A 14,922-nucleotide genomic window follows, 5' to 3' on the forward strand; every position below is an offset into this window, starting at 1 on the left:
TTTTTATTTTGTGGGGGTATATGAGGTATGACTGTAAGACCAGATGAAGTTGCTTCTATAATAAAGCAGGAAATAGAGAAGTACGAAGACAAATTAAAAATGGAGAGCGTTGGTACTGTCCTCCAGGTTGGAGACGGCGTTGCCAGAGTCTATGGACTGGATGACTGCATGTCAAACGAATTGTTGGAGTTTCCGGGAGGGATTTTTGGAATAGCCCTTAACCTGGAAGAGGACAATGTTGGCTGTGTGTTGCTGGGTACTGATAAAGATATTAAAGAAGGCGATACCGTAAAGACGACAGGTAGGATTGTGGAAGTTCCTGTTGGAGAAGGAATGCTTGGAAGAGTAGTAAACGCACTTGGCCAGCCAGTCGATGGAAAAGGTCCAATAGTTTCAGATCAATCAAGGCCGGTCGAAGGTGCTGCTCCCAATGTTGTTGAAAGACAGCCGGTTGTTCAGCCATTACAGACAGGTATAAAGGCTATCGATTCTATGATACCAATTGGGAGAGGCCAGAGAGAATTGATAATTGGTGACAGGCAGACCGGTAAGACTGCTATCCTTATTGATACAATCCTGAACCAGAAGGATACGGGTGTCGTCAGTATATATGTGGCAATAGGACAGAAACTTTCTACGGTGGCGGGTGTGATCAAAACCCTTGAAGAAAAAGGCGCTATGGAGAATTCTATCGTTGTTGTTGCTTCTGCAAGTGATCCTGCTCCTATGCAGTATCTTGCTCCTTATTCAGGTTGTGCTATGGGTGAATACTTCAGAGATAAAGGTGAGCATGCTGTTATCATGTACGACGATCTTTATAAGCATGCTGTTGCGTATAGACAGGTGTCGTTGCTGTTAAGAAGACCGCCGGGTAGAGAAGCGTTCCCCGGAGATATCTTTAATCTTCACTCTCGCTTGTTGGAAAGAGCTGCTAAATTAAATGATGAGCTCGGAGGAGGTTCCTTAACTGCTCTTCCGGTAGTGGAAACACAGGCCGGTGATTATGCTGCTTATATTCCTACTAACGTAATTTCAATTACAGACGGACAAATTTATCTTGAAAGTGATCTCTTCAATTCAGGTGTTCGTCCTGCTATTAGTGTGGGATTATCGGTCTCAAGAGTAGGTGGAAACGCGCAGATTCCTGCAATGAAGAAGGTTGCGGGGGCGCTGAGACTTAATCTTGCACAACATAGAGAGTTGGCTGCATTTGCCCAGTTCGGTTCAGAACTGGACAAGGCAACACAGGACCAGTTATCCAGAGGTGAAAGGTTGATTGAAATATTGAAACAGCCTCAATATACACCTGCACCGGTAGAAGAACAGGTTATAATGATCTTTGCCGCTATTAATGGTCATTTGGATGATGTGCCGACTGAAAGAATAAAAGATTTCGAAAGTAAATTTCTGCAGGAAATTAGAGACAAACATTCAGGAATTGCTATGGCAATAAAAGAGAAGAAGAAGATTGAAGAGGATACTGCAAGTAACCTGAACAGGGTACTCTCAGAATTCAAGAAAGGATTTAACGCTTAAGAAGAAATACTATGGAAAGTACCAGAGATATAAAAAATAGAATCAAAAGTATTACAAACATCAAACAGATTACCCGTGCAATGGAGATGGTTGCCGCTAACCGTCTTAAAAAAGCGGAAGGTAGAGCGATATCCTCACGTCCGTATACTCAGAACATTACATCTATATTGAGTAATCTGACCGGGTCTACCCCTGAGAAGGCGCACTTCTGTGAGCCAAAAGACGAAGTAAAGAGGATTATGGTCTTACTAATTACTTCTGACAAGGGATTATGCGGTGCGTATAATACAAATGCTATACAGTATACACTTAAATTTCTTAAGGAAAACTCCCAGAAGGAAATAAGCTTATATTTGATGGGTAAGAAGGGCAATATCTTCTTTCAGAACAGGCCATATACGATCGATGAGTATTATACCGATACAGTAGAAGAGATAGGGCTCTCTTCGCTGAAGGCAGGAGATCATAAAGTATCTGAAATAGTCGCTAAGATGATTAATGACTTTGAAGGAGGCAGTTTTGATGAAATTCATCTGGTTTATACGAAATTCAAAACCGTGATGAAATCTGATCCTGCCCGGGTCAGACTATTACCTTTAGAGAATATTGATGCAGATGCCGCAGAGGCTGAAGGTAAGAGGGCTTTGCAGGGAGATAGCATTTTAGAGCCGTCTTCAGATGCAATCTTTTCTAAGCTACTGCCAAAATATCTTGAATGCCAGTTGCGCCAGGCAATATTCGAGTCATTGACAGCAGAGTATGCGGCGCGAAGAATGGCGATGATTGCCGCGTCAGAAAATGCGGAAGAGATAATAGGCGATCTTACGCAGGTGTATAACAAGGCAAGGCAGGAAGCTATTACCAAGGAACTGCTGGAGGTTGTGTCGGGGTCAGAGGCAATGGCAAGCTGATTGTTGGTATGTCACTCTTCATGCTTATGAGTTAAAATATAAAAAGTCAATTGATAAAGGAAAACATAATTGATTTTATGTGATAATATGAAAATTAATGATAATAGTATTGTAAGGAAAGAGAGGTAATTACGTTGAATAAAGGGGAAGTAGTACAAATAATAGGGCCTGTGGTTGACGTAAGGTTTTCCCCAGGGGAGTTGGCTCCCATTCGAAATGCCTTGAAGATCGAGGATAAAAAGAGAAACATCAGCCTTGTCGCAGAGGTGGCACAACACATTGGTAACGATACTGCCAGATGTGTTGCGCTTGCTCCGACAGACGGAATGGTAAGGGGAATTGAAGTTATTGATACAGGGGAACCTATATCAGTGCCTGTAGGCAGGGAAGTACTGGGTAGGATATTCAATTTGCTTGGGGAACCGCTTGACAAGATTGGTGATGTAAAGGCAAAGCAACGCCTTCCTATTCATCGCACGCCACCGTCGTTTGAGGAAAGGGAGGCGGTTACAACCGTTTTTGAGACCGGTCTTAAGGTTGTTGATCTACTCGCTCCTTTTGCAAAGGGAGGAAAGGTTGGACTGTTCGGTGGTGCTGGTGTAGGGAAAACCGTTCTTATCATGGAGCTTATCAAAAGTATTGCCAGTGAGCATGGAGGATTCTCCGTTTTCGCCGGTGTAGGTGAAAGAACGAGAGAGGGAAATGATCTCTGGCTTGAAATGAAAGAGTCGGGAGTTTTGGATAAAACAGTCCTCATGTTTGGTCAGATGAACGAACCTCCGGGTGCGAGATTAAGGGTTGCCTTGTCAGGGCTTACCATGGCAGAGTATTTCAGGGATTCTGAGGGGCAGGATGTGCTCTTATTTGTAGATAACATATTCCGTTTCGTACAGGCAGGATCAGAAGTATCAGCGCTTTTGGGACGTATGCCTTCTGCTGTTGGATATCAGCCGACTCTGTCTAATGAGATGGGAGACCTGCAGGAGAGAATTACCTCTACCAAGAAAGGCTCTATTACTTCTATGCAGGCTATATATGTACCTGCGGATGACTTTACTGACCCTGCTCCGGTTGCAACATTCCCTCACCTGGATTCAACAATATGGCTTTCCAGGCAGATAGCGGAGATGGGTATATATCCTGCTGTTGACCCTTTAAAGTCAACTTCGCGTATACTTGATCCGCTTATCGTCGGAGATGAACACTATACTGCTGCAAGAGACACGCAGAAAGTTTTACAGCGCTATAATGACCTGCAGGATTTCATTGCGATCCTGGGTATGGAAGAGCTGTCCGAAGAAGACAAACTTATAGTGGGCAGGGCCAGAAGGCTACAGAGATTCCTGTCTCAGCCGTTCTTTGTGGCAGAACAGTTTACCGGCATAAAAGGTAAATATGTTAAGATTGAGGATACCGTAAAAAGTATTAAGGAAATTCTTGACGGCAAACATGATCATCTTCCTGAACAGGCATTCTATATGGTCGGTGGCATAGAAGAAGTTGTAGAAAAAGCGAAAGAGATGGAAGCTAAATCGTAATATTTAAACACTCTATTATGAACAAGGTTAATATAAAATAATGGCACAAAGTACTTATAATTTAGATGTAATTACTCCGGAGAAGATAGTCTATAGTAAAGAGGTAACTGCTCTAGTTGCCCATGGGACCAGTGGGCATCTTGGTGTTCTGGCTCATCATACTCCTCTTGTAACATCACTTGAACCGGGTCCGTTTAAGATTACGGAGCCCGGTGAGAAAGTAGTTACAATGACTCTGGGTGGAGGTTTTATGGAAGTCAGAGGGAATAAGGTTGTTGTACTGGCTGATTCTGTTGAAGAACAGTAAATGATCAGGAGGTATAAAATGGTTTTTAATAATCGGTAGCCGCAGGCTTTAGCCTGCGCCCTTCCAGCTTTTCCTCTGCTTCTGATTTTCTTAAATATAGTGGTGCAAGCGCATTAACTTCACAGCGTCTACCATTTTCATATCTTTGCAGGCCTAATCTGGCAACGTTGGCCGCATCAGTAATACTCAGCTTCTGATCCGATAATATTGTAAGCTCTTTTTTTGCGAAAATATGTTTGTAAGGTGTTATGCCATCTCCAAAAATCAAGGTCGATTCAGGAAGGATGTCGATGAGCCTGTCAGGTGAAATAATTAAATAATCTGTAACTTTTTTATATGTATTATTGCTTCTTTCATAAATACACGCATAGACACTCTTTCTCTTTGCATCAATAACAGGACAAATGATTTTTGCGTTTGCGTAATTATCCTTTACATTCTCTACTAATACATCAAGTGTTGGTACGTCAATAACCGGCTTTTCCAATCCGTATGCCAGAGTTTTTGCGCATGTAACACCTATCCTGAGGCCAGTATAAGAGCCGGGTCCTATACTGACGGCAATCAGATCTATATCATTCGGATCCCAGTTGATTTCTTTAAAGATTGATTCTAAAGAAGAGACAATCTCTTTACCGTGGCTCAAGTTTTTGCTATACGTTTTTTTGCAGACGACTCTGTTGGCATCACAGACTGCTATGTTTCCGATAAAACCTGATGTTTCGATACCTACTACTTTCATATTGATCGAGTATAAATATAGCTTTTTTTATGCAGGGTGATTGCTTCACTTTAACCAAAAAGTCCACGAAACACACGAACAAAAAAATATTTGTTTGATATTTCATGATTTTGCAGAGAAAGTATTTTGCTGTATACCGAGGCAAAACTCAGTGGTCAGTATGTCCTGGCCTTGAGTCTTTGTGGATCCACTCCCAATTCTCGTTCATGTAAGACCATGTCTTGCTTCCGTCCGGCCAGAAGTACCAGCCACCGGTAGCGGCAAAGTCTTTCCATTCACCAACATATTTGTTGCCATTAGTAAATATTCGAGTACCTTTTCCATTACACATGCCATCAGCCCATTCTCCGTCGTATTTACCACCTTCTACAAAAGTAAATATACCCTGTCCGTTTTTCTTTCCCTCTTTCCATTCTCCTTCGTATGTACCTAGGTCCGGCATGAACAGTTTTCCCTGTCCATCTCTTTTCCCAAGCGCCCAGTCTCCTTCATATATTACTCCATTTGTAAAAGTATCTGTTCCCTTCCCATGTCTCAAATTGTCACTCCACTCTCCTGTGTAATTGCCACCGTCCGAATATGTATAGGTGCCCTGCCCACTCCTTCTGCCATCCTTAAACTCACCTTTGTATTGAGTGCCATCAGGGTATACTTTCGTGCCTCTACCGTTTTCACAGTCACCTTCAGTGCATTCTCCGTCCTTTCTTTTTTCATCGGCAGCTTTTTCTGTCGATTTCGCTACTGCTTTTTGCTCTGTTGCTGTCCCCTCTGTGTTCGCTTCCGGTTCAGCCCCGAATGTGTCTTTGGTAGTTAAGCAAATATTTAATATCAAAATCACAATTAATAGCGATTTTCTTTTTATTATGTTTGTCAGTACTCTTCTCACAATACAGCTCCTTAAATAAATATGTGTTCATACAAATAGTTTCAGTTTGGTGAATCATACTTTTGCTGTTGATGCTTAAGCCAATAGCCTTCGACCATTCCACCAATTGCACAAAGAACAAGTTTATCGAAAGATAAAGCGGGTTGGTCGGTATCAGATTGGCTGGACTGCCTCAACTCTTCAAGGAAATAGCTTTCATTTACCTGTAAGATATGTTTGTTCTTTTTCAGGAAATCAGCAACAATGATACCTGTTGATTCCATAAACTTACCTTTATTGTTCAGGTCATCTAAAGATGTACAGCTTTTTGTAAAACCCTGCACGCTACAACTGAGAAGGTCACCGATCATTTCCGTAAAGGTCTGGTATGTTTTCTGCCCCTCTCCCATTGTAACGGTAAACTTTCGTCCTTTCTCCGGAAAAGCTACTTTATTAAAAACCTCGACCAATAGATCACCAATATCTACTTCAAGTCCGGCCTTTTCTATTTTTTTTCTCACAAGCTCAAGAACCGTTTTTGTTATATCAGATGGTAAAATGCCTTTGAGCCTGCTCTTAAGATTTTTCATATGTTCAGGCAATATGTCGTTTATCGATTTATCTGAATCCTCTTCGTCGCTTGTGGACAGTCTGGCTGAAAGACCAAGTGTCTGCTGTGCTATCGAAAACCCGACCCTATAGAGTATTGCATGGTTTTTTGAATATTTATTGTCGAGGTATTCGTATACCATTACCGCCAGTCGTTTTGAATCAAGGCCTTTGTCACCATCAGGATCATAATCGTCCAGCACCTTATGTAACTCATCACAACAATCATATTCCTCACGTATCTGCTTTGTGGTCAGGTCCTGATGGGTCCCATACCACATTAAATAGTTTGTTCCCACATTTACAGACAATTCTAAGATTATCTGCAAGTCGGAATCGCTAATGTTATTCACTCTACACTCACCTTTTTAAATTACAGAGACATCAAATGTTAAATATCATATTATTATAAAGGAGTGTTTTTGTTAAGCAATACAAATCATGGTTAATGTAGAAATGAATCTCAACTAAACTGCCAAACAAAGTACTAAACAAAAAAGGAGATTTTATGATATAATAATGCGTTTAGTATTCAGGAATAAATTCATAGAATAACATAGTAATAGTGCTTTTGCTTGTTCTCGGACAGCTTGATTAAAACTGACAATAAAAGTTTTTTGTTTAGCAAGATAGAGATGAAATCTCAAAATGAACTACTCCAGACATTAACAAGAGTGGATGGTAAGCCTTACCCTGCTTATAAGGTTATAAAAGGAGGTTATGAATGCCATGGTTATAAAATGTGGATTGACCATGTCCAGGGAGACCCATTTGCCGTTCCAAGTAAAGCAAGAGTCAGAATCCCTATAAGTACAGCCGGATTCCCTGGAAATACATATCATAATGAGTGTAGGAAAATTGCCTTATGTGATTTTCTGACGAGACGGTTTTATCATTCCATTATAAAACATAATACACAAAGAGAGGGCTCTGGGAAAAGTGGTGCTATAGAAATAGACCGTCCGGGTCAGGAAGTACTAAAAACATCTGCCATGGTAATAGTAAATAATAATATCGAAGCGCGATTTCTGGTTGGACTACCCGCTTTTGGGCGTAAGATCGCCGGCAAAATAGCCGCACGAATGTTCTCGGAAACTATTCCACTGATTGTAAATGAGTCATTGTGTTATGAAAGACTCTCGTCAGACATATTGTATCGCCATATCGAGACCATTGAAGACGCTGAATTTATCAGGGATGGTCTGTCGGGACAGGATTTGATCGCATTTATCGTAGATAATGCTGTGCTCCCCAGAGCAAGTGGTGTTGACCCACGACCACTCAGGTCGGAAGGAGTTATCCATTTCCAGGCTTGTCAATCGATGAGAGTAAGTATGACATTGCCAAATCATGGTGAGGTAACAGGGATGGGCATTCGTAAGGGAGTGACATTGATTGTCGGTGGCGGTTATCATGGAAAATCAACTCTCTTAAGCGCATTGGAGTATGGTGTCTATAACCACATTCCTGATGACGGCAGGGAGTTTGTAGTAACTAATTCTGATGCTGTCAAGATAAGGGCGGAGGACGGACGCAGTATTCAAAACCTGAATATAGACCCCTTTATCTCTAATCTGCCGTTTAATCAGGATACCACGGGATTTTCTACTGCCAATGCCAGCGGAAGTACATCTCAGGCAGCTAATATCCTGGAGGCGCTCGAAGTGGGAGCAAAAACACTTTTACTGGATGAGGACACACTGGCAACAAACTTTATGATTCGTGATTTACGAATGAAGGCCCTTATCGCTAAGGACAAAGAACCGATTACGCCGTTTGTAGAACATGTTCGCAGTCTTTATGAAGAGAAAGGGGTCTCAACCGTGATTGTTATGGGAGGAAGTGGAGACTACTTCAGTCTGGCTGACGCGGTTATAGGGATGATTGAATACAGGCCTCATGATTTGACCTCACAAGCCCATCAAATAGTTAAAGAAAGTCCTGCTATAAAAAGACTGGATACCATATCTCTTTCATTAACACAGCGCATTCCATTACCAAATAAACTGAGTGCGGAGAGAGGTAAAAGGTCGGTGGATATCAAGATAGATGAACTTCTCTACGTGCAATTCGGCATACATAAAGTCCAGGTCAGCGCAGTCGAACAACTTGTACATCCCAGTCAGTTGAGGGCCATAGGCTATGCTATTCACTATGCCAGCCGATATATTGACGGAGAGAAAAGCATAAAAGAAATTTGCCGGTTAGTTTTGGCAGATATTCAAGAAAAAGGGCTGGACTGCTTAAGTGACCGGGAAGCAAGGGGTGATTTTGCTGAATTCAGAAGTTATGAACTTTCCGCTACATTGAACCGATTCAGGGCATTAATGGTAAAGCAAAGAGCCTGACGTGAAACAAACTATAAGCCGGCAGCATCTGGACAACAACGAGAGCATATTAAAGCATATTTTCCTCTTTAAACCGTTTAGTTGAAATGCTATATTAATTCCGGTATTTAAACCCTTTTTCAGAAATTACATACTGGTATATCCTTTACAAAACTTGTACAAAAAGGAGAGAAAGTCATGAATAAAATATATCCAACATTTTTTTGCTTATTAGCAATTACATTAATTTCTCTTGTATTGCTTAGTAGTGGATGTATTAACCAGCCCGAAAGAGTTGTTGTCCTGGATAAAAAATTAAATACCCTGTCCAAAAGCGTTGATGACATAGAGCCGGAAATCAATGTTCTCAGAGATAAGCTTGATACACAACAGTCAGGGATTGGAACTATACTGAACACTCAAAGTACAATTAAAAGCCACCTGGAAGAGGGATTAGCAGAAACCGAAAAGATGATTGATGAGATCAAAAAAAATCTGGTACTCATAGATGAAGATAAAGAGATAATGAAAGCCCAACTTGATGCAGTGGGGCCACAGATACAGGAACTAATTGCTCAAATTGAAGATTTAAGAACTCAGCTGGAAGGATTGGGGGGTCAGTTGCAAAAATTAGAATCTGTTTCAAAACCTTCCGATACAGAAATAAGCCGTACCAATGAGTTATTAGACAGTGCAATTAAATTGTACAGACAAGATAAATTTGAAGATGCTATTTTAAAATGGGAAGAAGTCCTTGCTTATAACCCTGATAAACTTGATGCTGAATTCAACATAGAGATTGCAAAAGACAGGATCAAACAGAAGCAGATACATGCAGAGTTGAAATCATTGCTTATTCAGAGGAAATAGACAAGGCTCAAGTCTTTGTCACGATAAAAACCATCCTTCGGCTCCGTCCCGTGTGACGTCATCCTGAGGGAGTCGAAGTGCTATCAGTATTGATTCTCCATCTATTGTTAATTTACTTAAGAAGAAGGTTTACGTATAAGAAAGTTTTCTTCCAGTTCCTTATATTTCTTTATGTTAATGAGCTCTTTGTAATCTTGAAATGATGAAATGTTCTCAAAGCCGGAGGTGGTACCATTCTCTTTGAGAAAGCGAAAGCAATCTTCAATTGCCCTGGTTGCGGCAAACAGTCCGGATAGTGCAAAGACTCCTATTTTGAAACCATTTTCTTCCAATTCTCTTGCATTAAGGCAGGGAGTTTTTCCTCCTTCTATCATATTTGCTAATAGCGGCTCATTGGGGAGCGCTGATGGTATCTTCTTGAGTTCTTCTTCTGTTTGAGGTGCCTCAATAAAGATGATATCTGCACCTGCCTCATAATATGCTTTGCCACGCCTGGTTGCTTCCTCCAGGCCCAATTCAGCACGTGCATCCGTTCTTGCAACTATTACCAGTCCACTCTCTCCACTGGCAAATCTGGCTGCACGTATTTTCTCTACATGCTCTTCCATGGTGATGACATGTTTGCCATCAAGATGGCCACATCTCTTTGGCCACATCTGGTCCTCCAGAATAACACCTGCAATTCCAAGATTGACAACATCCTTAATTGTACGTACAACGTTGACAGGATTTCCATAGCCTGTGTCAATATCGGCAATAAGAGGTATATTTACGGATTGAGAAATATTCCCTGCAGCATTCAGCATTTCAGTAGCTGTTAACAGACCATAGTCAGGATAGCCGAGGAGTGACCCTGAGATACCAAAACCGGAAGTAAACAATACCTCAAAACCTGTCCTTTCTGCTATTTTGGCTGATAGGCAATCATACACACCCGGACTCAATATTATGCCCGGTTCCGCTAATCTTTTACGAAGCAAATTGCTTTTGTTCATTTTTTTCAATTTTAGACAGGATTAACCGGAAGTACAAGATAATTACTCTTTCCAGATTCAATCTTGCCCGCCTATATCTATTCGGGCAAGCAGACTGAACCAAAACATTTTAAAACAAGGACAAACAAGTTCCCGCCCGCCCTTACCGTTCGGACGGGGTCCATACCATCCAGGTAGATCTTTTTCTAACATATCGTACTGTGCTCACACCATTGACATCTTTGATCTCTCAGTTTTTTAAACACTCCATCCTTATGTGTTATGAAAAAGTTATCCAGGGTTGAATCCAGTTCTCTGCATGCTTTTTCCGTCGTATCTACTACTACGTATTTATCCGGTATAAGGAAGTAGAGTATGGTTTCATCCACCTTCTTTCCATAAATTGTTTGCAACGCTCGGGCGTAAAGCTGCATCTGGAGTTGATAAAGTTTTACTTTATCCGGTATTTCATCAATGGTTATATCATTTGCCTTGTAATCAATAATTTTTAATACGCCTTTTTTATCAAAAAAGAAAAGATCTATCTGCCCCCTTATATGATTGTTCCGGTGGTTAAAAATAAATGATTTTTCACGTTTACACTGTTCACTTGAGAGAACTTCTTTCCCTATATTGCTATTGTAGAATGATTTTACCCAATTTGCGATAAGGTCTACGCTTTTCTGATTTTTATACGGAGCATAGACACATAGTTCTTTTTTGATATATTCATTGAGATTGTCTTCCGGGAACTCATATTTCTTAAAGATGCTGTGTACGATATTTCCCAGCTCCTGTCCAGGTATTTCATCATCATTCAGTCTGTTTTCATCTTCTTCAACGGAATGTGGGCGATCCATGTTTTTTTCTCTTAATCCCTGCAGGCCAAGAATGGAATTGAGATAGTATAGCTGCGGACAGAAGTGAAACTTGAGCAGCTCTGTAACTGAGTATACATAGTGACGGTTATCAATCTCTGCATTATAGTTAATTCTTGATAAAACCCTTTTTCCTGTTTCTACAATCTTTTCTGAAGGTGATGGAGTATCGATTTTATTGCATGCTGCTATCTCCCTTCTATGTTGAGTCATAAGTTTTAGCCTTTTTCCTGTTTTCAGTTTGCTCTCCTCTTTTTGGGCAGACGGTCTGTTTTCTCCCTTTATGCACGTATGTTTCACCTCGATCAGGCGTGATGAATCCAGTCCGAGTTTTATGGTTTTCCGCTCATCTTTAGATTCATCGTTCAGGTCAAGGGAGGCAGAGATGTAGTTATACCAGTTCCCTTTGTCACTGTCTCCTCTGGATCTGCTTTTGCTTATTCCCCCTGACAGTATCAAGTGTTCCTGTGCCCTTGTCATAGCAACAAAGAGCAGCCGTTTTGACTCTTGTAACTCTTTTTGTGTTATTTCATCGTTAATCTGTTCATAACTAAGAGGTATTTCCGCTTCATTGGTTGATGGGTTAAGTATCTTAAAGCTGATTCCATGGTCCTTTGAGTATACTAAATAGTCTGAGGACCTTGTATTGTCTCTGTCAGTATCGGCAACAATAACAACCGGGAATTCCAATCCTTTCGCTGAGTGTGTTGTAATCATTTTAACAACATTATCCTCCTCAGATTCTATAGGTGCTTCGGATTCTCTGATCTCCCTGAATTTATAACTATTTACAATCTCAATAAAATCTTTTAATGCCAAAGGTTCAAACTCTTCCTGGTTTTTACATAACTCTACCAGCTTTCTAAGGTTTGCATATCTCTTTTTTCCATTTGAGAAAAGAAGCATTTTTGTTTGAAATTCGGTTTTCCTGAGGATGAAGGAGATAAGTTTCCATAATGAGGTTCGGGGTTTAATATTGTGTACTTCATTCAGTAATTGAACAAATTGGATAATCCTGTCCCTCGAATCTTTTTCGATCTCTTTTATAGAATCAACGACATTCAGGGATTGGTAAAGCAGGTGTTTCTGATTAGAACTATGAGCGTGGTCTGCTAACTTGAAAAGGACATCATCATCTATCCCGACAAACGGAGACTTCAGGACTGCCGCCAGGTTTATCTCGTCAAGGGGTGATTCAATAACCTTTAAGAGGTTAATCAAGTCCGTAATCTCTGTTGTATTATAAAACCCCCTTCCACTCACAACATAATAGGGTATATCAAGATGCGAAAAGCTGCGTTCGTAGAGCTTAATGTCTTTTGTACTGCGGAATAGGATAGCAATGTCCCTGTAGGAGATATCTCTTTCATGCTCTCTTTTGTTTGTTATCTTGATCTCGCCTGAGTCAACAATCTCCTTTATCCGTTTTGCAATCTCTATGGATTCCCATTTTCGAGCCCCAATCTTATCTTTCCCTTCGGCAACAATTATCTCGATTGATGGGAGAGACTTCTCGGAGAATTCTGCTCCCGGTTTTAGTTGAGTGTTCTCAACCACCCGTTTTTCCGCTCCTTCCTGCCCGGCCATGCAGTTCTGACTGTCGTAAGGAGGGAGTGAAAGTCCTGGAGTTTTTTTATACGGAGAAGCAGTACTATCCTTGCTGGTCAAGTTTTTCGGCCATAATTCTTTAAATATATGGTTTATGCAATCCAGGATCTGTGGTCTGCTTCGGAAGTTTTTATTCAGGCTTATTAAAGATTCGGAATCTATTTCATTCTGAATGTCCTGAAATATCTCAACATCCGCGTTCCTGAAGCCATAAATGGATTGTCTTGCGTCTCCTACTATAAACAGATTATCTTTGCTTCTTATGAGATCAATTATCTTTTTTTGTAATCTGCTTATATCCTGAAATTCATCTACTAATATGTGCTTGAATTTTCGTTTTATTTCGTTTGCTATGTGCTCTCTGTTTTCCAGTAACTCTATTGTTATTACTTCAAGGTCGGTAAAATCGATGAGGCTCTCTGCCTTTTTCTGCTCTGAGTAAGCAATGCTGAAATTTAAGAGAAAGTTCCTCAGCATTATCTTGTTGTATATTGAATAATCTTCAACGATTGATGCTATTAGTGTTTTCAATTCGTCGCGTAAGTTGCTCAAGATTTTTTTTACGTCTTTTGAAACCTGCAGGTTTATGGAAGAGTGAATGGTTTTCACTTTGTTCAACAATGCAAGGGCAATGTCGCCTCTTATGGATTGTTCGTTAGTATCAATTGAACTTCCAGTGGATTCTGCTTCTTTTGTTTCCCCTCTTTGTGCCCGTCTGAACGGCATGGCCGGGCGGGAAGGAGGGGAGAAGGGGTGGTTTTCTTCTTTGCCGCAGTATAGCTTATCTATTTCACTTTGTATGTGTGAGGTCTTCCATTGTTCTAAAACGTATTCTACTTTTTCGCTTGTTTTAGGTGTAAGTTTGCTCTCTGAGTAGATATGCCTGATCTCTTTTATCAACTCTTTGCTCTTGTTATAAGAACCTGAAATATCTGATGACAAATCATTAAAGTTTACCGTTTCTTCAATCGGCACACACGCGTTCCTGATTTTCTCATAGAGCTGCATCAGGTTTTCTTTGAAAGACTTAAGTCCGCTCGTTTTTGAATCTGTTTGCTTCCAGAAGATTTTATTCAGAAATGCATCAAGAGTTTTTTCATCTGTTTGCGCCTTAAGGGTGTTTTCCAGCGCACGCTCTTTCAACCTGTCGGCTTCGAGTTCATCCATAACACGAAATTGGGGATCCAACGCTGCTTCTATCGCATTTTCTCTGAGTAATCGAGCACAGAAACTATGGATGGTAGAGAGATATGCAAACTCTATCTCCTGTCGCTCCTTTTCCATTCCTTTCCGTTCGAACAGACCGGCAGCCCTTATCTTCATCTCATTTGCAGCCTTTTCCGTGAAAGTGAGAGTGAGGATTTCATTTATTGATGCCTGGCGGGTAGTTACAATGTTAGCAAATCGCTCAATGAGAACACGCGTTTTTCCTGAGCCAGGACCGGCGACAACACATAAATCCCTGTCCGTTGTTGTAACACCTTTTATCTGAGAATATGTTAGTTTGTCTGCCATTAGTCAATTTTTATTCGTAACTTGTAATTCTTCACGTGAAGACGAAGAGGTGATATGTTAAAGCATCACATTTTTCCAGGAATGGATATAATGCTATCTTTTTCCTGGTAATATAATAACGAAGAAAACAAAACTCAAAAGAAAATAATTCTTTCCTCTGCGTGAAAATTTCTTCAAATATGAAGTTTTCTGCATTTTCTGTTTTTTCCACCTTTGATCTCCATTGCGAGCCTGGTGCATGG

Annotated in this window: 12 protein-coding genes; 6 read left to right on the plus strand and 6 right to left on the minus strand. The window is 40.7% G+C overall.

Annotated features, from left to right (window positions below; genetic code table 11):
* Positions 1 to 27: 27 nt before the first annotated feature.
* The 4 genes from atpA (at position 28) to atpC (ending at position 4,292) form a co-directional block, all read left to right on the plus strand.
* On the plus strand, positions 28 to 1,536 hold the full coding sequence (atpA, locus tag SCALIN_RS15370; RefSeq protein ID WP_096895341.1) for a F0F1 ATP synthase subunit alpha: 1,509 nt from the start codon (positions 28 to 30) through the stop codon (positions 1,534 to 1,536).
* Positions 1,537 to 1,547: 11 nt separating this feature from the next.
* Positions 1,548 to 2,447, plus strand: a complete 900-nt coding sequence (gene atpG, locus SCALIN_RS15375) for an ATP synthase F1 subunit gamma (RefSeq protein ID WP_096895342.1) — start codon at positions 1,548 to 1,550, stop codon at positions 2,445 to 2,447.
* A 128-nt stretch (positions 2,448 to 2,575) separates the two neighbouring features.
* Positions 2,576 to 3,985 (plus strand): F0F1 ATP synthase subunit beta, encoded by a 1,410-nt coding sequence (atpD, locus tag SCALIN_RS15380; RefSeq protein ID WP_162532376.1) that lies wholly within the window; start codon positions 2,576 to 2,578, stop codon positions 3,983 to 3,985.
* A gap of 40 nt (positions 3,986 to 4,025) precedes the next feature.
* Positions 4,026 to 4,292: an ATP synthase F1 subunit epsilon gene (gene atpC, locus SCALIN_RS15385; protein ID WP_096895344.1), complete on the plus strand. Its 267-nt coding sequence runs from the start codon at positions 4,026 to 4,028 to the stop codon at positions 4,290 to 4,292.
* 25 nt (positions 4,293 to 4,317) lie between these two features.
* On the opposite strand, the gene tsaB is transcribed toward atpC, so the two are convergent.
* The 3 genes from tsaB to SCALIN_RS15400 form a co-directional block, all read right to left on the minus strand.
* Positions 4,318 to 5,034, minus strand: coding sequence for a tRNA (adenosine(37)-N6)-threonylcarbamoyltransferase complex dimerization subunit type 1 TsaB (gene tsaB, locus SCALIN_RS15390; protein WP_096895345.1), 717 nt, complete (start codon positions 5,032 to 5,034; stop codon positions 4,318 to 4,320).
* Positions 5,035 to 5,182: 148 nt separating this feature from the next.
* Complete coding sequence (locus SCALIN_RS15395) at positions 5,183 to 5,920, minus strand: MORN repeat-containing protein (protein ID WP_096895346.1); 738 nt, start codon at positions 5,918 to 5,920, stop codon at positions 5,183 to 5,185.
* A gap of 41 nt (positions 5,921 to 5,961) precedes the next feature.
* Entirely contained in the window at positions 5,962 to 6,861 is a 900-nt protein-coding gene (locus tag SCALIN_RS15400; RefSeq protein ID WP_133111949.1) for a hypothetical protein, read from the minus strand.
* A gap of 282 nt (positions 6,862 to 7,143) precedes the next feature.
* Between SCALIN_RS15400 and SCALIN_RS15405 the strand changes: the two genes are divergently transcribed.
* Together SCALIN_RS15405 and SCALIN_RS15410 are read left to right on the plus strand one after the other, a co-directional pair.
* Positions 7,144 to 8,856, plus strand: coding sequence for an ABC-ATPase domain-containing protein (locus SCALIN_RS15405; RefSeq protein WP_096895348.1), 1,713 nt, complete (start codon positions 7,144 to 7,146; stop codon positions 8,854 to 8,856).
* 177 nt (positions 8,857 to 9,033) lie between these two features.
* Positions 9,034 to 9,705, plus strand: coding sequence for a hypothetical protein (locus tag SCALIN_RS15410; protein ID WP_096895349.1), 672 nt, complete (start codon positions 9,034 to 9,036; stop codon positions 9,703 to 9,705).
* Between the two features lie 116 nt (positions 9,706 to 9,821).
* Here the strand turns inward: SCALIN_RS15410 and SCALIN_RS15415 are convergent, their stop codons facing one another.
* The 3 genes from SCALIN_RS15415 to SCALIN_RS15425 form a co-directional block, all read right to left on the minus strand.
* Positions 9,822 to 10,700: an isocitrate lyase/PEP mutase family protein gene (locus SCALIN_RS15415; protein WP_096895350.1), complete on the minus strand. Its 879-nt coding sequence runs from the start codon at positions 10,698 to 10,700 to the stop codon at positions 9,822 to 9,824.
* Positions 10,701 to 10,885: 185 nt separating this feature from the next.
* Positions 10,886 to 14,680 carry a UvrD-helicase domain-containing protein gene (locus SCALIN_RS15420; RefSeq protein ID WP_096895351.1) on the minus strand — a complete coding sequence of 1,265 codons (3,795 nt, stop codon included), beginning with the start codon at positions 14,678 to 14,680 and terminating at the stop codon, positions 10,886 to 10,888.
* A gap of 31 nt (positions 14,681 to 14,711) precedes the next feature.
* Positions 14,712 to 14,891, minus strand: a complete 180-nt coding sequence (locus tag SCALIN_RS15425) for a hypothetical protein (protein ID WP_096895352.1) — start codon at positions 14,889 to 14,891, stop codon at positions 14,712 to 14,714.
* Positions 14,892 to 14,922: the final 31 nt, after the last annotated feature.

It is taken from the genome of Candidatus Scalindua japonica (genome assembly GCF_002443295.1).
Classification (GTDB): domain Bacteria; phylum Planctomycetota; class Brocadiia; order Brocadiales; family Scalinduaceae; genus Scalindua; species Scalindua japonica.

Excerpts from the sequence above, each read along its gene's own strand:
- atpC (WP_096895344.1), top strand. The coding sequence starts at position 4,026 with ATGGCACAAAGTACTTATAATTTAGATGTAATTACTCCGGAGAAGATA.
- atpA (WP_096895341.1), top strand. The coding sequence starts at position 28 with ATGACTGTAAGACCAGATGAAGTTGCTTCTATAATAAAGCAGGAAATA.
- SCALIN_RS15420 (WP_096895351.1), bottom strand. The coding sequence starts at position 14,680 with ATGGCAGACAAACTAACATATTCTCAGATAAAAGGTGTTACAACAACG.
- tsaB (WP_096895345.1), bottom strand. The coding sequence starts at position 5,034 with ATGAAAGTAGTAGGTATCGAAACATCAGGTTTTATCGGAAACATAGCA.
- SCALIN_RS15415 (WP_096895350.1), bottom strand. The coding sequence starts at position 10,700 with ATGAACAAAAGCAATTTGCTTCGTAAAAGATTAGCGGAACCGGGCATA.
- SCALIN_RS15410 (WP_096895349.1), top strand. The coding sequence starts at position 9,034 with ATGAATAAAATATATCCAACATTTTTTTGCTTATTAGCAATTACATTA.
- SCALIN_RS15405 (WP_096895348.1), top strand. The coding sequence starts at position 7,144 with ATGAAATCTCAAAATGAACTACTCCAGACATTAACAAGAGTGGATGGT.
- atpG (WP_096895342.1), top strand. The coding sequence starts at position 1,548 with ATGGAAAGTACCAGAGATATAAAAAATAGAATCAAAAGTATTACAAAC.